We start from the raw sequence: 20073 nt of genomic DNA on the forward strand, positions 1-20073 counted from the left end.
CCCCGCGGCGGTAGCCTGCGCGCATGGCGAGGGACTCGTGGGACTCCTGGGACGAGGACGGAACTCCGCACCCGCTCGCGCGGCGCCGCAGCGGCCGCAGCGAGCAGGAGCCGGACCGGCTGCCCGAGGTCCGGGAGCTGGAGGTGCTCGGCTGGGAGCCCGCGCCCGGGGAAACGCTGTGGGCGTTCCTCCCGTACGTGTGGCCCCCCGCGGACCGGACCTGGATCCCCGACCGGTCCACCCACTGGGCGGTGGAGACCCGGCTGGACGGGCGCGGGCACATCACCGGCGTGGAGGCCGCCCCGCTCGCCGGCCCCGATCTGCAGGGCCTCGACCGGGAGGCCGAGGAGGTCCTGACGGGCCTCGGGATCCCGCAGCGGCCGCCGGGCCGCCTGTGGCTGCTGCGCCCGCCCGGCTCCCTCCCCACGGTCGGCGCGGTCCTCGACCGCCTCCGGGCGCTCGCGCGGGAGCGCGGGGTGGAGGTCCGGCCCTCGGCCGAGTTCCTCGCACTGGTCCGCGCCGAACTCGCCTCGCCGGACGCCGGGTCCGGGGCGGGTGCGTAAGGACCGGTTCATAAGCAACACGTAAGCGTGACACGCCGGTTCGCGCCCTTGCGCCGGTGAAGAACCGGCCCCACCTCGGCCTCGCGATCGCCGGGATTGCAGCCGCGACCCCGGGAAGGCAAATATTTCTTCGCCGCGACACGCCTGTTCCCCGGTCGCGTATGGCGAGAATCCATGGTTTTCCCCCGCGTCGGGCGCGCCCCCCGGGCGCCCCGGGGCGGGGGACCGCCGTCGCGCGGGCGCGGCCGGCTCCTCCGCGCGAGGAGGATTTCGGCGGCTCAACTGGGCTGTACACGTTCCCCGATGAGCCGTACACGGACAGTAATCCCCCCAATGTAAAGTCCAATTCGCGCCACCAGATTGTTCTGGACTCAACTGAAGGGTTGTCAATATGCTGGTGCGTGCCGAAGTCCAGGACTTCTGTGTGGCCAGTCGATTCTTCGGCTGAGCCGGAATTGGCCCCGGGGTCGGAGATCACCTTTCCGGGGCGTGCCGCCCGTTCCGACGCCGTGGCGGCGATCCAAGGAGAACCAGAGCGCGCCGTCATCCGATGATCTCGGTCGCGGCGGGCCGAGACGGGGAAGGGCCGTGCCTCATGACGTATGACACCTCCGGGGTTGTCGCCGAGCTCAAGAGCCGCAATCTGCTCCCGGACGCGTACGAGACGGTGTTCGCGAGCGGTTCCCTGATCAGAGGCTGGGGCAACCCCACCAGCGACCTGGACGTGCACGTGGTCACCCGGGACGTCTGGACCAGCACGATCGACGAGACCAACCACGTCGCGCTCGAACCCAACACGCTCCAGTACGAGGGGACGTTCGTCGACGGCCGCCGCTGGGACGTCGAGTACTGGACCGCTTCCCAGATCGAGCAGGTCCTCTCGAAGGTCTCCGGGGAGCAGTTCGCCGACGGTCAGGGCACCTGGCGCACCCTGAGCTACCACGAGATCGCCATGCTGGAGCGACTGCCGTACGCCGCGGCCGCCGACGACGGCGCCTGGCTGGCGGCCACCCGCGAGCGGCTCGCCGCCTCGGCCCACCGCTCGGTGCTGATCGTGAACTCGCTCAAGCAGGCCGACAGCTACACCGAGGACGCGGCCGGCCAGATCGCCCGGGGCGATCTGCACAGCGCCGTCCTCGCGACGAGGAACGCCTTCAACCACTCGGTCGACGCGCTCCAGGCCAGCCTGGGCCAGTTCGGCAGCCTGTGGCCGAAGTGGCGGGCCCGGCGGATGGAGATCCTCGACCCCGGCCTGCTGTCCTTCGAGGCGTACTGGGCCATCGAGACGATGCGCTCCTTCGACCCGGACCACCCGCGGAAATGGGTCGAGGAGACCATCGCCGTCTGCCAGCGGATCTCCATGGAGGTGTCGGTCTGATGCCGCTCGACGAGACGGAACCGCGAGTGGGCCCCGGTTCGGTGGCCTCGCTCCCGCTCAACGTGAAGATCCGCAACCATCGCGGCACGACGGTGGTCGGCGGGTACGAGCACTTCTTCGAGCTGACCGGGTCGGCCGCCCACATCTGGCGGCAGATCGACGGGAAACGCACCGTCACCGACATCGCCGCGCTGATCGCCCAGGAATACGACATCGATCAGGAATCCGTGGTGCAGGACATCGTGGAGCTCTTCACGGAACTCGCGCAGCACGATGTGGTGAACATCGCCCAGGGTGATTCTCGGGGCTGAATTCCTTCGGGGGCCACCGCCCCCGCGTATTTACCCGTGGGCGAGACATTACGGGGGCCATCACATGCTGGACGATCTCCAGTTCGATGTATTCGGTCCGCTGACCGTACGGCGGAACGGAGAATTATTGGAAATTCCGCGGGCCAAGCACCGCGTCGTTCTGGCGGCCCTGCTGCTGCACGCCCCCCGCACGCTCACCGCGGAGGAGCTCATCCAGCAGCTGTGGGGAGGCGAACCCCCGCTGACCGCCCGCAAGACCCTCCAGGGCTACATCGCCCGCCTGCGCAAACTGCTCGGCGCCGACGCGGTCGTCAGCCGCGCCTCCGGCTACGCGATCGCAATCGGCACCGAGCGGCTCGACCTCGACCGCTTCAATACCTACCTGCAGAAGGCGGAACTCACCACCGAACCCGCCGAGCGCGCCCGGCTGTTCCGGTCGGCCATGGAGCAGACCCACGGCACCCCGCTCGCCGGCATCCCCTCGGAATACCTCCAACAGGGCGACGGAGCGGCCCTGCTCGAACGCTGGCTGAATGCCACGGAAAGCTGGGCCGACGCCGAAATGGCAGTCGGGCGTCATGCCGACGTCCTGCCCCGGCTCAGGGCCCTCGTATCGGAACACCCGTTCAGGGAAAGCGCGTGGAGCCGTCTCATGAGCGCCCTGTACCGGGCGGGCCGCCAGGGCGAGGCCCTCGCCGCGTACCAGGAGGCGCGGCGGCTGCTGGCCGACGAGCTCGGCGTGGAGCCCGGCGAGGAACTGCGCGCCGCCCACCGGCGGATACTGGCCGGGCCCGCCCGGTCCTCGGCGGACCCGGCACAGACCGGGCCCCGCGCGGCCGCCCGCCGGCCCGGCCCCGCCGAACCGCCCGCGCGCCCGGGCGGCGCGGATGCGCCCGCGCGCCGGGGATGCCCGTACACCCTCCCGCCGCGCCTGGCCGAGTTCGCCCGGCCCGGCATCGAGGCGGACCTGATCCGGCGCCTGCGCGAGGTCTCCCGGGAGGGCGCCGAGCGCACCGCCGCGCAGACCCTCAACCTCTACGGGGCCGCCGGGGTCGGCAAGACCACCATGGCCGTGCGCGTCGCCCACGCGGTCAGCGCCGCGTTCCCCGACGGCCAGCTGTACGTCGAGCTCCAGCGCGGCGACGCCTTCCGCGAACCGGTCGACGTGCTCGGCGAGCTGCTCCGCGCGCTCGGCGTCGCCCCCGGCGCCGTACCCGCCGAGCCGGGCGAACGGGTGGCCCTGTACCGGGGGCTGCTCTCCCACCGGCGCGTGCTGATCGTGCTGGACGGGGCGCGCGACGAGGCGCAGGTACGGCCGCTGCTGCCGGCTTCGCCGACCTGCGCGGCCGTGGTGAGCAGCCTGGAGATGCTGTCCACCCTGGGCGGCACCCGGCACGTGCGTCTGGGGCTGCTGAGCGCGGAGGAGTCCCGCGAGATCCTGGCCCGGATCATCGGCCGCGAGCGGGTGGCGGCCGAGGAGGCGGCCGCGCGGGACCTGGTGCGCCACTGCGGCCGGCTGCCCCTGGCCATCCGGATCGTCGGGGCGCGGCTTCTGGAGCGCCCGCACTGGCGGCTGGAGACGCTCGCCCGGCGGCTGGAGCCCGAGCGCAGGCGGCTCGACGAACTGGCGGTCGGCGACCTCGGCGTCCGCGACAGCCTCGCGGTCGGCTACGCGGCGCTGGACGCCCCGGAGCGCAGGGCCTTCCGGCTGCTGAGCCTGCTGGAGATGGCCTCGTTCTCCGTACGCGTGGCCGCGGCCGCGCTGGGGCTGCCGGAGGACCGTACGGAGGAGACCCTGGAGCGGCTGACCGCGCAGCACCTGCTGGAAGCCGACTTCGTCAAGGGCAGCGGGGTGCGCTTCTCGTACCACCCGCTGGTCCGGCTGTACGCGCGGGAGCGCACGTTCGACGTCGACTCGATGCAGAGCCGGCACGGCGCGGTGCAGAACGCGCTGGCCGCCTGGTACGCGAGACCGGCCGGAGCGCTGGTCCCGCTGCGGGCCACTCCCTCGCCGGGCTCTGGTGGCTGCGCCGCCCGCGCCCAGGCCGTCGCCGCGGCGGCGGGCCCGCTGCCACCGGGGCTCGGCTTCACCGCCTGAGCCCCTCCCGCCTCACCCCCCCACGTCCCCGCGCCGCCGTCCGGCGGGGAGATCCGAGGAGAGCCCACCTTGATCGAACGCTATTCCACTCCGGAGCTGGCCGAGCTCTGGACCGAGGAGCACAAGTACGCCACCTGGACACGCGTCGAGGTACTGGCGACGACGGCCCAGGCCGAACTGGGCGTCGTGGACCGCGGCAGTCTGGAGGACATCCGCCGCGCCCCCGTCCCCTCCGTCGCCCGGGTCCGCGAGCTGGAGCGCACCCGCGACCACGAGATCCTCGCGTTCCTCGCGGCCTACACGGAGACGATGCCCGTCGCCTCCGCACGGTGGGTGCACCACGGGATGACGAGCTACGACCTGGTCGACACCGCCCTCGGACACATCCTGGCGCGCTCGTGCGACCACGTGCTGAACGCCGCGCGTACGTTCGCCGGACTGCTCGTGGAACGCGCCCTGGAGCACTGGGACATGGTGTGCATCGCCCGTACCCACGGCATCCACGCCGAGCCCACCACCTTCGGCCAGAAGCTCGCCGTGCACGCCTTCGCCCTCCACCGCTGCCTCGCCCGGCTGACCGCCGCCCGCGCCGCCGTGGCCGTCGGGACGGTCTCCGGGCCGGTGGGCACGTACGCGCACATCTCCCCGTACGTGGAGGAGTGGGTCTGCGGGCAGCTCGGGCTCGGCGTCGAGCCGATGCCCACCCAGGTCGTGGCGCGCGACCGGCACGCCGAACTGCTCTCGGCGCTCGCCGTGACGGGGGCCGTCGTCGAGCAGTTCGCCCTGGAGATGCGGATGCTCCAGCGCACCGAGGTCGGGGAGGTCGACGAGCCGCGCACCAGCGCCTACCAGGGGTCGAGCGCGATGCCGCACAAGCGGAACCCGACGACCAGCGAGCGGCTGTGCGGGCTCGCCCGGATCCTGCGCTCCAACGCCGGTGCGGCATACGAGAACGTCGCGCTGTGGCACGAGCGGGACCTCGCGCACTCCTCCGTGGAGCGGGTCATCCTGCCCGACAGCCTGACCGTGGCCCACTACCAGCTCGTATCGGCCGCCGGACTCCTGCGCGGGCTGCGGGTGTTCCCCGAGCGCATGGCCCGCAACATCGACGCCACCCGCGGCCTGGTCTACAGCTCCGAGGTGTTCCTGGACCTCGTCGACGGGGGCCGGGACCGCGAGGAGGCCTACCGGCTGGTCCAGGCGGCCGCCACCGAGGCCTGGGAGCGCGGCACGAGCCTGGCCGAGGGACTCGGATCCCGCGGCGTGGACGTCACCGCCACACCCATGGACCCGCGGCGCTTCCTCGGAAACCGCGACCACCTCGCATCCCGACTGGACGAACTGAGCAAGGAGCTGCAGCAGCATGTGGAAATGTGAGCCCGTCGTCGGTGCCAGCCTCGACGTCGCCGAAGTCACCGCCCTGTACCGCGCGTCCACCCTCGGCGAGCGACGCCCCGTCGAGGACGTCGAGCGGTTCACGCGGATGCTGGCCGGAGCCAATCTCGTGATCACGGCCCGCCTCGACGGGCGGCTCATCGGCATCGCGCGCTCGATCACCGACGGCTCGTACGTCACGTACCTGAGCGACATCGCCGTGGACGCCGAGTACCAGCGGCGCGGCGTGGGCCGGGACCTGATCCGGGCCACCCGGGAGGCCGCGCCGCAGGCCAAGCTCGTGCTGCTCTCGGCCCCGGCCGCCGTCACCTACTACCCGCACCTGGGGTTCAGCCGCCACGAGTCCGCATGGACCCTCGATGCGCTCGGCTGAGCCCGGGTCCCGCGGGACGGGCCGGCCCGCCGGACGGCCCGCCCCGATCCCGAACCGCCGTCGAATGACCTTCCGTAGGTGACGACCATGCAGCTGAAGACGCCCGGATTCGATGCCCAGGTCAAAGCGGCCGCCGAACGGGCCCGCGCCTGCGGCCTGGCCGCCGACGCGATACGGATAGCGGCCACCCTCGACGGGATGGTCCCCGAAAGGATCGGCCGGGCCGCCATGGGGCTCGGCGAACGCGTGTACACGGAGATCGCCGAGTCCCAGGTCGCGGGCTTCGCCCCGACCGGCGGCCCCGGGACCGCACCCGAAGACGGCGCCGGGGACCTGCTGGTGCTGACCGGGACGGGGCGGCTGCGCGTCGTCCCGGCCGGCACCCGGCCCGCCGGCCCCGAGGAGGCCGAGCCGCTCGGCACCCTCAAGTGGCAGAACCGGCCGGAATCCCTCGGCCGGCTGTGGGCGCTGGCCCAGGACGTGCAGCGGATCCAGTTCGAGGAGGTCCACCGCTGGCTCGCGCAGCAGGACGCCGACTCCGTCCGCCGGCGCATCGACGCCGTCGGCCACGCCCTGCTCCACATGGCGCCCGTCCTGCTGTACGTCGGCGACCGCTTCTACAGCAACCTCGGCAAGTTCAGCAATCTGCCCGGCCGTTCGCTGGCCGCCGGGGCCGAGGCCTCCGTACTGACCGCGCTCCGGGAGGCGCCGGCCGCGCGCTGGGACCCCGAGGACGCCACCTTCGTGGTCTGCCTGAACGCGCTCATCGGCTCGGGGTCCCCGGTCCGCGCCGAGGAGTTCAACGGGGTACAGCTCACCCCGGACCTGCTCGCGGGCTTCCTGAGGGAACGCATCGAGACGTACGGGGCCCCGGTCCCGGACCTCGCCGGCCTGCCGACGGGCGCCGCCCTCGACGCCCTGGCCGCCGCCTGCGCCGCCGCGCGGTCGGAGCGGTTACGCGGCGGCGCCGTGTTCTACCGCGAGATCAACGGCGCCTCCCTGCACAAACGCGAGCGGATCATGGCCGAGCCGCTCGGCTGGGACGAACTCCCGGCGCCCGTGGCGGGACTGCTCTCCGGCGCCGCGGGCCGGCCCTTCCCCGTGGCGGCGGGGCCCGCGGCGGTCCGGGCGTACGCCGAGGAGGTCGTGGAGCGCGTCGTACGGTCGGCCCCGCCCGCGGGGTTCACCAGCGCGTACGAGGGGTTCCTGCACCGGTTCTTCGAGACCCTGGCCGGAGCGCTGGGCTGCGACGTCGTGATGGGCCGGGGCCCCAAGAGCGTGGCCGTCCTGCACAGCGGCCACCCGGCCGAGGACCGGATCGCCCTGGCCACCCGCGATTTCTACTGCTGCGTCGCGCCCGGCGCCGCGTTCGTGCGGAAGTTCGCCGAGGACCGGGCCGCCCTCGCCCGGACCCTGTCCGCGTACAGCGCGCGGATGCGCTACAACACCTGGCACTACCTGCCGCACAGCATGTCCTGGACCGGGCAGTCCCCGGGCCGCGACGACTGGTTCTTCGCGCCGATGACCGCCGACATCACCAACTGGTCCGACCAGCACCACACCGGGCACGTCGCCTTCGGAGTCCGGCACGCCCTGCGCATCCCGCTCGGCATCGAGCTGGAGGGCGCGTACCGGCCCGGCCTCTACGACCTGCGGCTGCTGCGCACCTCGGGCGCCGAGTTCGAGCGGGCCGACCTGCGGGCGGCCATGGCGGCCGGGCGGATCCAGGCACTGCTGCACCAGGCGGCCGCCGACCGGGGCCTGGAGGTCCGTGATTTCGACAACGGCTGGTACCGGGACTTCCATGGCTCCTGACCCGCCCGGACCGCCGTACGCCGACATCCGCGCGCTGCGCGCCGCCTACGGGGACGGCAGCCTGCTGCCCTCGGAGCACCTGGCCGCCACCTTCCGCCTGCTCGACCGGTGGGAGCCGCGGATCGGCGCCTTCGTCACGCTCGCCCGCGAGCGCGCCACCGCCGAGGCCGAAGCCGCGGACCGGCTGCTCCACCGGTACGGGAGCGCCGTCTGGCGGGACCGGCCGCTGCTCGGCATGCCCGTCTCCGTGAAGGACCTGACCCCGACGGAGGGCATCCGCACCACGCGCGGCTCCCTGCTGCACGCCGACGCCGTACCCGGCCGGGACGCCCCGGCCGTGGCCCGGCTGCGGGCCGCCGGAGCCATCGTCATCGGCAAGACCAACACCTCCGAGGGCGGCTGGAGCGCCGCCGGGGTGAACCGGCTCCAGGGGCCGACCCGCAATCCGTGGGACCCCGCCCGCAGCCCCGGAGGCTCCAGCGCCGGCGCGGCCGCCTCGGTGGCCGTGGGCATCGGGGTCGGCGCCACCGGTACGGACGGCGCCGGGTCGATCCGGATCCCCGCCTCCTTCTGCGGGGTCGTCGGGTTCAAACCCTCGCTGGGCCGGATCCCGTACGTGCCCCGGAGCCCGGAGGAGCTCTCCCATCTGGGGCCGCTGACCCGGACCGTCGCCGACGCGGCCCTGCTCACCCGGGTCATGGCCGGCCCGCACCCGGACGACCCGCTGTCCTACGGGGAACCCGGCGAGCCGTTCGGCGATCCGGCGCGGGCGGCCGCGCTCCTGCCCCGCCTGCGCATCGGCTGGATCCCCTCGCTCGGCGCTCCCGCTCCCCGGCCCGGCATCGCGGCCCTCGCCCGGCGGGCGGTGGAGGCGCTGGCGGCCCGGGGGCACGAGGTCGAGGAGATCCCGCCGCCGTTCGAGGACCCGTACCCGGCCCTGGAGACGATCCTGGCCGGCTGGGAGGCGGCCGCGCACCCCCGGGACCTCGACGAGGTCGCGGACCGCCTCGACCCGGGCCGGCTCCGCGTCATCCGGTACGGGCGCACGCTCGGCGCCGCCGCCCTGGCCCGGGCGTACGAGGCGCGCGCGGAGCTGCGGGTCCGCAGCCACGCACTGATGCGGCGGTACGACCTGCTGGCCATGCCGACCGTGGCCATCGCCCCGTTCGCCGCCGGTCTCCACGAGCCGCCCCAGCCGGTCCGCAAGGGCGCGCTGTCCTGGCTGGCCTGGGCACCCGAGGCCTACACCTTCAACCTGACCGGCCAGCCCGCGGTGTCCGTCCCGGCGGGGCTCTCGCCCGAGGGACTGCCCGTGGGCCTGCAACTGGTCGGCGGGCTGCGCGAGGACCTGCGGGTCCTGGCCGCCGCCTACCAGCTGGAGCAGGCCCGCCCCTGGCACCACCACTACGCGGCGCTCTCCGCCAGATCACCGCGGCCGCAACCGCAACCGGAACCGGAAAGGGAATCGACATGACCGAGGCCATCACCGCCCGCGAAGCCGACGAGCGCCGCTACGCCCGCTTCGCCACCGGCAGCGTGGGCTTCGTCGGGCGACACGGCCTGTGGAGCGCGGAGCAGCGGGCCGCCGCCGAGGCCCTGGAGGAGACCCTGGCGGGCCTGGAGTTCGTACGGGTCGGCTTCGGCGATCCGCACGGACTGATGCGCTCCAAGACCCTGACGGCCGAGGCCTTCCGCACCGCGCTGCGCAACGGCATCGACATGAGCCCGGGCCCCTTCGTCTTCGACACCGGACACGCGGTGGGCGTGGACTTCTTCGCGCCCGGCGGCGGCATCGGCGTTCCCGAACTGACCGGCGCCGGAGACTTCCTCATCGTCCCCGATCCGCTCACCTTCAAGGTGCTGCCGTACACCGAGGCGGCCACCGGCTGGGTCATCGCCGACGAGTACCTGCGCGACGGCACCGCCCACCCGCTCTCCAGCCGGGCCGTGCTGCGCCGCCAGTGCGCCCGCGCCGCCGGGCGCGGCCTGAAGTACGTGGTCGGCCTGGAGGTGGAGTGGTACGTGACCCGGCTGACCGGCGCGGAGCGCGGCCCGGGGGCCGCCGCGAGGGCGGCCGCGACGGTCGGCGGGTTCGGCGTCCAGGGCGAGCCGCCCGCCGTGGAACCGGTCAACGGGGGCTACCAGTTCAACCTCGACACCCTCACCGACGGCCTGATGCACCTCGTCACCCCGCTCGCGCGCGCCCTGCGCGAGCTCGGCCTGCCGCTGCGCACCGTGGAGCACGAATCGGGCCCGGGCCAGCTGGAGTTCACCTTCAGCCCGATGAACGGCGCGGACGCCGCCGACGCCATGCTGCTCTTCCGTACGGTCGCCAAGCAGATCTGCGCCCGCCTCGGCCACCACGCCTCCTTCATGGCGCTGCCCCGGCTGGAGCGCTTCGACCCCAGCGGCTGGCACCTGCACCAGTCGCTGTTCGACACGGCCGCCGACCGCAACCTCTTCATGCCCCGGGAGGGGGCCGCCCCGCTGTCGGAGGAGGGTCTCGGCTACGTCGCCGGGCTGCTCGAACACGCCGCCGACACCGCCCTGTTCTGCATCCCGACCGTCAACGGCTACCGGCGGCTCGACGAGCGGTTCTCGCTCTCCCCGGACCGGATCGTGTGGAGCGCCGAGAACCGGGGAGCCCTGGTCCGCGTCCTCGGCGGCCCCGGCGAGGAGTCCACGCACGTGGAGAACCGGATCGGCGAGCCCTGCGCCAACCCGTACCTCTACCTCGCCGCGCAGCTCGCCGCCGGGCTGGACGGCATCGAGCGCGGGCTGCGGCCGGGCGCGCTCGCCGAGGACCCGCACGCCCCCACGGCGGCGGCGCTGCCGCGCGACCTGGCGGAGGCGGTGACGGCGATGGAGGGCAGCGCCTTCGCCCGGGAGCTGCTGGGCAAGCCGCTCCAGGACTGCCTGGCGCAGCTCAAGCGCAGCGAGGTGGCCCGGTTCGGGGAGTGGCTGGCCGTCGCGGGGCCCGCCGGCCCCGGCGAGATCACCGCATGGGAGCACCGTGAGTACTTCGCCGCGTACTGACGAACGCCCCTGCGAAAAGGGCTGGTTGACGGTCTGCATCATCGGGTCGGGCCCGCGGGGGCTGTCCGTCCTGGAGCGGCTCGCGGCCAACGCGGACGAGCTGCTGCCGGCCGGGGTGCGGCTGCGGGTCCACCTCGTCGACCCGCGCCCGGGCAGTGGCCGGGTGTGGCGCTCCGACCAGTCGCGACACCTGCTCATGAACACGGTCGCCTCCCAGGTGACCCTGTTCACCGACGGCAGCGTCACGATGGACGGCCCGGTGCGGCCCGGCCCCGACCTGGCCGCCTGGGCCGCCGACCCCGACCTGCACGGCGGGGCCTCCCCGGCCGGGGAGGAAGTGCCGGGCCCCGACGGCTATCCGACCCGGGCCCTGTACGGGCGCTACCTGGAGTGGGTGCTGCGCACGGTGGTCCGGCGGAGCGCGGCGGACATCCGTACGCACCCCGCGCGGGCCGTCCGGCTCGACGCGGACACCACCGCGGCGGGCCGCGACCGGGTGACCCTGGACGACGGCACGGTGCTGTCCGGGCTCGACGCGGTGGTCCTGGCCCAGGGGCACCTGCCGGTCTCCCCGACCCCCGCCGAGGCCGCCCTCGCGCGGTTCGCGGCCCGCCGCGGGCTCCACTACCTGCCCCCGGGGAACCCGGCGGACGCCAGGCTCGACGGGATCGCCCCCGGGGAGCCGGTCCTGCTGCGCGGCCTCGGACTCAACTTCTTCGACCACATGGCCCTGCTGACCGAGGGCCGCGGCGGGGCGTACGAGGCCAAGGACGCCGGGCTGGTCTACCACCGCTGCGGGCGCGAGCCCGTGCTGTACGCCGGATCCCGCCGGGGCGTGCCCCACCAGGCCCGGGGGGAGAACCAGAAGGGCGCGCACGGCCGCCACCTCCCCCTCGTCCTCACCCCGGCGACGGTGGCCCGGCTCCGCCGGGGCCCGCGGCGGCCCCGCTTCCGGCGCGACATCTGGCCGCTGGTCTCCCAGGAGGTCGAGACCGTCTACTACGCGGCCCTGCTGCGGGCCGACGGCCGCACCGGGGCCGCGACGCGGCTGCTCGAACGGAGCGCGGCCGGGCCCTGGACCCCGTACGACCGGGACCGGCTGCTCGACGCGCTGGGCGTGCCGACCGGGCGGCGCTGGGACTGGGAGCGCGTGGCCCGGCCCTGCGGGGAGGCCGTCTTCGCCGACCGCGCCGCGTTCAACGGCCGGCTGCTGGAGCACCTGCGACGGGATGTCGCCGAGGCGGAGGCGGGGAACGTAGACGGTCCGTACAAGGCGGCCCTCGACGTACTGCGCGACCTGCGCAACGAAGTGCGGCTGCTGGTCGACCACGGCGGGATATCCGGCGCGGACTACCGCGACGAACTGAGCGCCCGCTACGGGCCGTTGAACGCCTACCTGTCGATCGGGCCGCCGCCGCGCCGGATCCGGGAGGCGATCGCGCTGATCGAGGCCGGTGTGCTGACCGTCCTCGGCCCGGGGGCGGAGTTCGGCGCGGACGAGACCGCGGGCCGCTTCACCGCCCGCTCGCCCCGCGTCGGCGGGGGCGTGGTGCAGGCGCGGGCGCTCATCGAGGCGCGGCTGCCCGAGCCCGATGTGGCGCGCACCGAGGACCCGTTGCTGGGGTACCTCCACGCCACCGGCCAGTGCGTCCCGTACGTGATCGACGACGGGCGGGGCGCGTACCGGACCGGCGGCATCGCGGTCACCGAGCGCCCGTACCACCTCGTCGACGCCGCCGGCGCCGCGCACGAGCGGCGCTTCGCGTACGGCGTGCCGACCGAGGGCGTGCACTGGGTGACGGCCGCCGGGATCCGGCCGGGCGTCGACTCGGTGATCCTCGGCGACTCCGACGCGATGGCCCGCGCCGTGCTCGGCCTCGCCCGCGGGGCCGGCCGCCGCCACGACACGCTGACGAGGAGCGCCACCTGATGGACCGCCCCGGCACGACCCCCGGCAAGACCCCCGGCGCGACCCCCGGCACCGGTCTCCTCTCACCGGTGCGGGCCGGTACCGCCGCCGAGACGGGGCTCGTGGAGCCCGTGCTGCCACGGCACACCCTGCGCACGCCGATCGGCGACACGGGCGCCGTCCTCGGGCATGCCGCGGCGGCGCTCGGTAAGTTCGCCACCGATGTGCAGACCCCGGCCCGCACCGAGCTCGCCGCGACGATCCGCTCCGCCGCCCTCCAGGTGCCCCCGCCGGTCCTCACGCTGACCCACTGCGCGGCCGGCCGCCGCACCGGCCCCCGTACTCGGCAAGGCGGACGCGGAAGCGCTGATCGAGCGGGCTCTCGCGTACCACCGCGCCGGTACCCCCACCACCGCATGACTTCCGTACGGCGACGGCCCGTGGCGGATCTTCCGAAGGGATTTCAACAGTGATCGTTGCGATGGACGGACCCGATGGCGCGGGCAAGAGCACGCAGGTCAAGCGGCTGCAGAGCTGGGCCGAGAGCCAGGGCCTGTCGTTCCGCGTCGTCGGCAAGTGGCAGGTGTTCGCGGAGGCCGAGGTCCCGCAGGCCCGGTTCCTGCGCGGTACCACCCTCGACGAACTGCGGGTCTGCATCGCCGAGATGCCCAACCCGGCCCGGATGCTCTTCCTCGGCTGGCTCAACACCCTGGCGGCGGAGCGCGCCCGCGCCGCCGAGGCGGACCTCGTCGTCCTCGACGGGTACTGGGTCAAGCACGCGGCCACCGAACTGCTGGCGGGCTGCCCCGAGGAGCTCGTGGACGCGATCGTGCACGCCATGGCCCCCGTGGACACCGTCGTCTTCTTCGACGTCACCCCCGAGGAGGCGCTGCGCCGCAAGAAGGGCGACATCACCCCGTACGAATGCGGCCGCGACCCCGAGTGCCGGCCCGAGAGCTTCCTGGCCCACCAGGCGGCCACCCGTGACGTGATGCTCGGCTGGGCGGACCGGCGCGGCTGGGACGTCGTACGGGCGAACACCGCCGAGGCGGCGGCGCAGCAGCTGCGCAAACTGCTCGCGCCGAAGCTGGGCGTCGTGGTCAACCCCCGTCCGTCCGAGGCCGGTGCCCGCCCCGCCGGCGCCGCCGCCGACGCCCCGGCGGGCCACTGATGCCGGGCGACGGACGGAGCCTGAGACGCGGCCTGGCGGCCGCACTGTTCGTCCGCTACCTCGGGGCGGGCAGCTGGGCCCCTCTCCAAGTCCTGTTCTTCGTCCGGTCCGTGGGCCTGTCCACGGGCAACGTGGTCATGGGGCTGACGGCGGCCGGGCTCGCGGGCCTGGTCGCCGGGCCGCTGGTGGGCCGGCTCGCCGACCGGTTCGGTCCGCGCGAGGTGGGCATCGCGGGGCTCGTCGCCCAGGCCGCCGCCGCGGGCGCGCTGCTGCTGGTGGAGGGCATGGCCGGGTTCCTCGTGGTGATCACCCTGATCGCCCTGGGGCGCGGTGCCTTCCCCGCGATCAGCGGGGCGCTGATCGCGTACGTGGGCGGCGAGGACCGGGTCGCGTACCGGGCGAGGATCTACTCCCTCCAGAACCTCGCCATGGTCTCCGGCTCGCTGCTCGGCGGGCTGGCGCTGCAAGCCGACACCCGGACCGCGTACGTGATCGCGATCTGCGCCGACGTCCTCTCGTACCTCGTCGCCGCGGTGCTGGTGGCGCGGCTGCCGCACCTGCCGCCGATCCCCAAGGAGCCGGGGAGCGGCCGGCACTACGCGCTCGCCGACCGCCCGTTCCTCGCGGTCAGCGTGCTCGCCGGGACCCTCGTCATGTTCGACGTCTTCATGACGGTGCTGATGCCGGTGTGGATCGCCGAGTACACGAAGGCTCCGCGCTGGACGGTCTCGCTGGTCTTCGCCCTGAGCTGCGCGCTGGTGGTGCTGCTCCAGACCAGGGTCGCCAAGGGGGTGGAGACCCCGCGCGACGGGGCGCTGGCGATGCGGCGCAGCGGGCCCGTCATCGCGGTGGCGATGGTGCTGGTCTTCGCCGCCGCGCACGTCCCGATGTACGGGGCGATGGGGCTGATCCTGATCGGCACGGCGGCGCTGACCCTCGGGGAGATGCTGTTCACGGCGGGGGAGTACGCGCTGTCGTTCGGGCTGGCCCCGGAGCACGCTCAGGGCGAGTACCAGGGCGTGTTCTCGGTCGGGGTCGGGATCGGGGGCGCCGTGGCGCCGACCGTGCTGAACGCGCTGTGCCTGGGCGCCGGCCCGGTGGGGTGGGCCGTGCTCGTCACCCTCATGGTCGCGGCCGGGGCGGCGGTGCCGCCGGTGGCGGCGATCGCCGAGCGCGGGCGGGGCCGGCGCGAGCGGGCGGAGGAGGGGGAGCGGGAGCCCAGACCGGCCGGGTGAGCGTCGCGGCCGGCCTGGGCCGTCTTCGGGGCGGGGCGTGCCCTCCTCGTGGAGGGACCTACCGGCCGCGCGCGTCCACCAGCCGTGCGACCCGCGACTCGATCCCCGGGTCGTGGGAGGCGTACTCCTCGCGCCGGGCCTTCTCCTCGGCGCGTACGCGCTCCAGCACCGGCCCGGTCCACGGGGCGTCGAGCACGACGCCCCACAGGGGTTGGAGCCGGGCGGCCCGGGACACCTTGGCCTGGAAGGCGTCGCAGCTCAGGTCCACGGACTCGTAGCCGTGGGCCGCGCCGTACTTCACGGCCTCGTAGTAGGTGAGGTTGAAGTAGAGCTTGGCCTCGCGGGCGATGGAGTCGTCCAGCCCGTGCGAGCGGGCGTACATGGTGTTCCCCCAGAAGAAGTACTGGGTGAAGCCCACCATCCGCTCGCCCTGGTAGGCGCCCAGGATCCGGCAGTTGTCGTCGAACAGCGCGGCCTGCTGGGCGAAGCGCTCCGACTCGCTCTCGTCGGTCACCGGGTGCCCGTACCGGACGAGCACCTGCGCGGAGAGCGGGCCGAGCAGGTGGTGGCACTCGGAGAGGCGCTTGACCTCGGTGCGGCAGCCGGCGTCGGTGTAGCGGCGCATCTCCCGGCGGATGGAGGTGAACTGGTGCGAGGTGAACCGCCTGCGGTAGCCCTCCAGGCCGTCGGGGTCCACGGGCAGGACGGCCGTCGCGTCCATCAGCACCACCTGGTCGCCGGGGCCCAGGTGCGGCAGCAGCCGCTCCACCGACTCGTCGGTGAGGTAGAGCAGGGCCGCGAGGCCGCCGTCCTCGGCGCCCAGCGCGCGGAACCGGTCGAGCACGGTCCGTACCGCCGCCGCGGCCGTCGGCCCGGCGGTGCCCGGGGCGACGATCACCTCGCTGGTGTAGCCGAGGCGGGTCCCGCCGAGGAGCAGCGGGCGCTCGGGCGTGGCCGGCTCGGCGGCGCCGGGGAACAGGACGGCGGGATCGTAGAAGTGCGGGACCTTGCCCGTGAAGCGGTGGGTGGGCAGCCCGGCGATGTACGAGCCGCCGGAGGCGGCGACCAGGTGGCGGGAGGCGGCGTCGGCCAGTTCCTCGCCGTAGAGCAGCCAGCGGTGGGTCGAATAGAGGGCGGCGTCCCCCGCGAGGGCGTTCCACCGGTCGGCTTCCGCGTCCCGTATCGAGGTGATCTCGACGAGCTCGGGGCCCTGCGAGCCGCCTGCGCGGCCGGTCTCACCGTGGGTCGCGCCGTCGGTCGCGCTGTCGGTCTCGCCGTGGGTCGCGCCGTCGGTCGCGCCGTCGGTCGCGCTGTCGGTCTCGCCGTGGGTCGCGCCGTCGGCCGCGCCGTCCGTCCCTGTCGTCGTCACGCTGTGCGTCCTTCCCGATCGCGATCGAGTGCGCCGGTCACGGTAGCCACCTTCACCCGCCCGTGCGGTCGAGGACACGAAAGTCGGCCATCCCGGCGTCGATCCGCAGGTAGGCCAGTCGGGCGGCCGTCGCGCCCCGGCTCTCGTACAGGGCGACGGCGGCGGCGGTGAGCTCCTCGGGGTCGGCCTGCGGGTCGGTCTCCAGATGGTCCGACACGGTCGTCTGGACGAGGTCGGAGTCGGCGTCCACCGCCATCCGCTCGGTCAGCGTGACCGTCAGCCCGCAGCCGTTCGCCGCGGCCCAGGAGCGCAGTTCGCCGTCCGTGACGAGCCGCTCGCCCGCCTGGAGGAGGAGCGCGGTCAGATGGGCCGTGCCGTCGGCGGCCAGGTGCCGGGGGAGTCCTGCGAGCACCCGGCGGCCCACGCCGAACCCGTCCTCGCCGCCCTCGTGGGCGGCCTCCCGGCCCGGGGCGGCGAGGGTCGGCAGGAAGGGGATGTTCGCGATGACGTGGTCGTACGGTGCCGCCCCGGCCGGCAGCGGTGCGTACAGGTCGCCGACGAGGACCTCGATCCGGTCGGCCACCCCGTTGATCTCCGCGTTGAGCCGGGCCACTTCGGCGGTCTCCGGCAGCAGCTCCACCAGCGTGGCCCGGGCACCGCGGTGGGCGGCGACCAGCCCCTGGAACCCCGGCCCGGAGCACAGGTCGAGGACGCGCGCCCCCGTACGGAACCCGGTGCGCCGGGCCAGCGCGATGGAATCCCGGCCGAAGTAGTGGCGTACGGGGAACGGGCTCGGCGGCTCCGCGAACAGCCACACCCCGCCGGAGCGGAACAGGCTGACGTCGACCAGCCGGACCTCGGCACCGCGCTGGTGCGCGACCCCGCTCTTGACCAGGGCCGGCAGCGCCCCGGCGAGGGCGGGCGGCAGCCGGTCGGCCGCCGCGGGCTCGCCGAGCAGCAGGAATCCGGCGAGGGAGCGCAGTTCCGCGTCGAGGCCGCGGACCCCGGCGGCCCACTGGCGGCGGTCCACCGAGTCCCCGGGGAAGTCGGCCAGGAACTCGGCGAGGCCGAGCCGTTCGAGCTCGGTGACGACCCGCGTCACCGGACGGCCCCGGCCGTGCGGTGCGCCGGGAGCCCGATCCACGTGCGGAGCATCAGCCGCCCGCGGTCCCCCGGCCGGCCGCCCGTCGGCCCGCCGTCCACCGGTCCGCCGTCCACCGGTCCGCCGCCCGTCGGCCCGCCCTCGTCGAAGGCCGTCCGGCCGTGCACGATCGACCGGTTGTCGATGAAGATCATCTCGCCCGGTGCCAGCCGCCCGTGCGTCTGCAGATCGCGCCGCTCCAGCAGCGAGTCCAGCAGGTCCAGTGCCTTGACCTGCTCGGGCGTCAACGGCGGTACGTGCGGGTGGCGGTGACCGATCTCGATGTAGTCCCGCAGGTAGTACATCCGCTCCCGGCCGCCTCCGGACTCCAGTACCGGCCGCTCGGTCGTGAGCGGGACCCCCGGCGTGTCGTCCCGGGTGTCGAAGTGGACCGGCAGCCGCAGCGCCGCGAGCTGATCGGGGTGGCCCCGGAGGATCTCCAGCAGATCGCTGACGTGCACGGTCACGAGCGCCCCGCCGCTGGCCGCCTGCCGTACGCAGAACAGCGTGAAAATGTCCGGAATCCGCCCCGGCCGGTGCGCCGCGTCCGTGTGCAGGCTGCCCCCCTGCCGGCTGTCGGAGTAGCGGCCGGTCGCCCCCTCGCCGAGCCGCACCCCCCGGTCCCGTACGTCCCGCAGCAGGGCCCCCGCCCCGTCCTGCGGCAGCAGGTCCCCGGTCAGCCGGGAGACCGCGAGGGTGAACCGGCGGGCCTGCTCCTCGTCGAGGTGGTCCAGCCCGCTCAGCACGAAGTAGCCGGGCCGGGCGTCGAGGTGGCGCCGCAGGTACTCCCCGAGGCTCTCCCCGAACTCCCGGTACCGGTCGCCGCGCACGTCCTCCTTCCCGCCCCGGGCGACGGCCGTCGCGAGCGCGCGGTCCACGGGGTGGCGGACTGCGGAGAACGGATCGTTGCTGTTCATCTCGGATCAGACCCCCAAGGCCCGGCTGCCGAGCGGTTCGGGGACCAGCCCCGAACCCCGCAGCCACTCGGCTATCTCTTCCGCGCAGTGCGCGACCCCCGATATCCCGCTGCCCTCGACGGCCCGCAGCACCGCCCCGGCCGCCGCGCCGCGGCTCTCGCCGACGGCCAGGACCTGGGTGACGATGTTGTCGAGGACGACCGGACTGCGCCCGTCCAGCGCGCAGTTGTACGTCACCCCCGGCTCGGGCGCCAGCTCCAGGGCGCTGATCCGGCCGGGCGCCCCGTCCGCCGCCGGCCCGATGAACAGGCGGGCCTCCAGGCAGTGCGCGTCCCGGTCGACGCGGATGCCGCCGGGGGCGGGCAGGGCGCCCCGCGCCAGCTCCGTCTGGAGGGCCACCACGTCCAGGCCGGTCTGCGCCTCGCACATCCGGTAGGCCAGCGGCAGCCGCCCGTTGACCTCCAGGAAGTAGTGGCTCCGGGCGCCGGCGATGAACTCGACCGTCGCCACGCCCCGTAACCCCATGCCGGTGACGAGCCGGGCCGTGTCCGCCCGCATCCGCTCCACCCGCTCGGGGGCCACGCCCTGCACGGGCGAGGCCTCCAGCAGCTTCATGCTGCCGTCGACCAGCAGGCTCTCCCGCTCGCCGAGCGGGTGGACGGTCCCGGCGTCGTCGACGGCCACGGTGACCCCGACCACGGCGCCCCGCTCCACGTACCGCTCGGCGTACCAGCCGTCGCCCGCGCGGCGACCGCCGCTCCCGCCACCGCCACCGCCGTCGCCACCGCCCCCGCCGTCCGCGATGAGCGCGAGCGCCCGCTCCGCCTCGGCGTCCGTCCGCACGATGCGCACGCCCAGCCCCCCGCACCCCGTCACCGGCTTGAGGATGACCGGCAGTCCGATGTCCGCGATCAGCCCGGCCACCCCCTCGTGCCCGGTCGCGTGCGGCAGCACGGGCAGGCCCAGCCCGGCGGCGGTGGCGACCGCGTGCTCCTTGTCCCGGGCCGCCGCGAGCACCCGCGCCGTCGGCCCGATGAAGGCGATCCCCGCCTCGGCCAGCCGCTCGGGCAGCTCCGGATCCTCCGCCAGTGCCCCGTAGCCCGGGTAGACGGCGTCGGCGCCACAGCGCAGCGCGGCCTCGACGATCCGGCCCGCGTGGTCGTACGTCTGCGCCAGCCCGGTGCCTTCGAGGTACTCGACGCCGTCCGCGGCGAGCGCGTGGAGGCGCTGCGGGTCCGACGAGGCGACGACGGCGATCGGCGACCATCCCAGCGTGCGGAAGGTGTCGACGGCCCGGGCCGCGATCGCACCGCGGTTGGCGATCAGGACTCTTCTCATGGCCTTCTCCCAGCACCTCTCGTG

At 74.5% G+C, this 20073-nt stretch carries 17 protein-coding genes and 1 pseudogene; 13 read left to right on the plus strand and 5 right to left on the minus strand.

The genetic code is table 11. The features are described from left to right. The first annotated feature begins 23 nt into the window (after window positions 1-23). From ACFYXV_RS17065 to ACFYXV_RS17125, 13 genes are all read left to right on the plus strand, one after another. Window positions 24-563: a DUF5956 family protein gene (locus ACFYXV_RS17065; protein WP_389383260.1), complete on the plus strand. Its 540-nt coding sequence runs from the start codon at window positions 24-26 to the stop codon at window positions 561-563. 595 nt (window positions 564-1158) lie between these two features. After that, complete coding sequence (locus ACFYXV_RS17070) at window positions 1159-1941, plus strand: hypothetical protein (protein WP_389383261.1); 783 nt, start codon at window positions 1159-1161, stop codon at window positions 1939-1941. After that, entirely contained in the window at window positions 1941-2252 is a 312-nt protein-coding gene (locus ACFYXV_RS17075) for a PqqD family protein (RefSeq protein ID WP_385467797.1), read from the plus strand. The genes ACFYXV_RS17070 and ACFYXV_RS17075 overlap by 1 nt, the downstream gene beginning before the upstream one ends. 64 nt (window positions 2253-2316) lie before the next feature. After that, complete coding sequence (locus tag ACFYXV_RS17080) at window positions 2317-4350, plus strand: BTAD domain-containing putative transcriptional regulator (RefSeq protein WP_389383263.1); 2034 nt, start codon at window positions 2317-2319, stop codon at window positions 4348-4350. Between the two features lie 69 nt (window positions 4351-4419). Further along, on the plus strand, window positions 4420-5727 hold the full coding sequence (gene purB / locus ACFYXV_RS17085) for an adenylosuccinate lyase (protein WP_389383265.1): 1308 nt from the start codon (window positions 4420-4422) through the stop codon (window positions 5725-5727). Beyond that, the gene (locus tag ACFYXV_RS17090) at window positions 5714-6118 is read left to right on the plus strand and encodes a GNAT family N-acetyltransferase (RefSeq protein WP_389383266.1); all 405 of its coding nucleotides are present in this window, start codon (window positions 5714-5716) and stop codon (window positions 6116-6118) included. The genes purB and ACFYXV_RS17090 overlap by 14 nt, the downstream gene beginning before the upstream one ends. A 78-nt stretch (window positions 6119-6196) precedes the next feature. Further along, entirely contained in the window at window positions 6197-7933 is a 1737-nt protein-coding gene (locus ACFYXV_RS17095; RefSeq protein ID WP_385467788.1) for a hypothetical protein, read from the plus strand. Continuing rightward, window positions 7923-9407 carry an amidase gene (locus ACFYXV_RS17100; RefSeq protein WP_389383267.1) on the plus strand — a complete coding sequence of 495 codons (1485 nt, stop codon included), beginning with the start codon at window positions 7923-7925 and terminating at the stop codon, window positions 9405-9407. Before ACFYXV_RS17095 ends, ACFYXV_RS17100 begins: the two co-directional genes overlap by 11 nt. Further along, window positions 9404-10969 carry a glutamine synthetase family protein gene (locus ACFYXV_RS17105; protein WP_389383269.1) on the plus strand — a complete coding sequence of 522 codons (1566 nt, stop codon included), beginning with the start codon at window positions 9404-9406 and terminating at the stop codon, window positions 10967-10969. Before ACFYXV_RS17100 ends, ACFYXV_RS17105 begins: the two co-directional genes overlap by 4 nt. A gap of 25 nt (window positions 10970-10994) precedes the next feature. Further along, window positions 10995-12899, plus strand: coding sequence for an FAD/NAD(P)-binding protein (locus tag ACFYXV_RS17110; protein ID WP_389383270.1), 1905 nt, complete (start codon window positions 10995-10997; stop codon window positions 12897-12899). Then, a complete protein-coding gene (locus ACFYXV_RS17115) occupies window positions 12899-13351 on the plus strand; it encodes a hypothetical protein (protein WP_389383271.1) in 453 nt (150 codons plus the stop codon). The genes ACFYXV_RS17110 and ACFYXV_RS17115 overlap by 1 nt, the downstream gene beginning before the upstream one ends. 8 nt (window positions 13352-13359) lie before the next feature. Continuing rightward, window positions 13360-14049 (plus strand): thymidylate kinase, encoded by a 690-nt coding sequence (locus ACFYXV_RS17120; protein ID WP_389383272.1) that lies wholly within the window; start codon window positions 13360-13362, stop codon window positions 14047-14049. Then, complete coding sequence (locus tag ACFYXV_RS17125) at window positions 14049-15284, plus strand: MFS transporter (protein ID WP_389383273.1); 1236 nt, start codon at window positions 14049-14051, stop codon at window positions 15282-15284. The genes ACFYXV_RS17120 and ACFYXV_RS17125 overlap by 1 nt, the downstream gene beginning before the upstream one ends. A 58-nt stretch (window positions 15285-15342) precedes the next feature. Here ACFYXV_RS17125 and ACFYXV_RS17130 read toward each other — a convergent pair whose 3' ends face one another. From ACFYXV_RS17130 to ACFYXV_RS17150, 5 genes and pseudogenes are all read right to left on the minus strand, one after another. Continuing rightward, window positions 15343-16005 carry a GNAT family N-acetyltransferase gene (locus ACFYXV_RS17130; RefSeq protein ID WP_385467934.1) on the minus strand — a complete coding sequence of 221 codons (663 nt, stop codon included), beginning with the start codon at window positions 16003-16005 and terminating at the stop codon, window positions 15343-15345. A gap of 173 nt (window positions 16006-16178) precedes the next feature. Beyond that, window positions 16179-16577, minus strand: a pseudogene (locus ACFYXV_RS17135) (hypothetical protein); the annotation flags it as partial. 128 nt (window positions 16578-16705) lie between these two features. Further along, window positions 16706-17797 (minus strand): methyltransferase domain-containing protein, encoded by a 1092-nt coding sequence (locus ACFYXV_RS17140; RefSeq protein WP_385467768.1) that lies wholly within the window; start codon window positions 17795-17797, stop codon window positions 16706-16708. After that, on the minus strand, window positions 17752-18711 hold the full coding sequence (locus ACFYXV_RS17145; protein WP_389383275.1) for a TauD/TfdA family dioxygenase: 960 nt from the start codon (window positions 18709-18711) through the stop codon (window positions 17752-17754). Before ACFYXV_RS17145 ends, ACFYXV_RS17140 begins: the two co-directional genes overlap by 46 nt. 6 nt (window positions 18712-18717) lie before the next feature. After that, entirely contained in the window at window positions 18718-20049 is a 1332-nt protein-coding gene (locus ACFYXV_RS17150; RefSeq protein WP_389383276.1) for a biotin carboxylase N-terminal domain-containing protein, read from the minus strand. Between the last annotated feature and the right edge of the window lie 24 nt (window positions 20050-20073).

The organism is Streptomyces sp. NPDC002181, assembly GCF_042890485.1.
GTDB lineage: Bacteria > Actinomycetota > Actinomycetes > Streptomycetales > Streptomycetaceae > Streptomyces.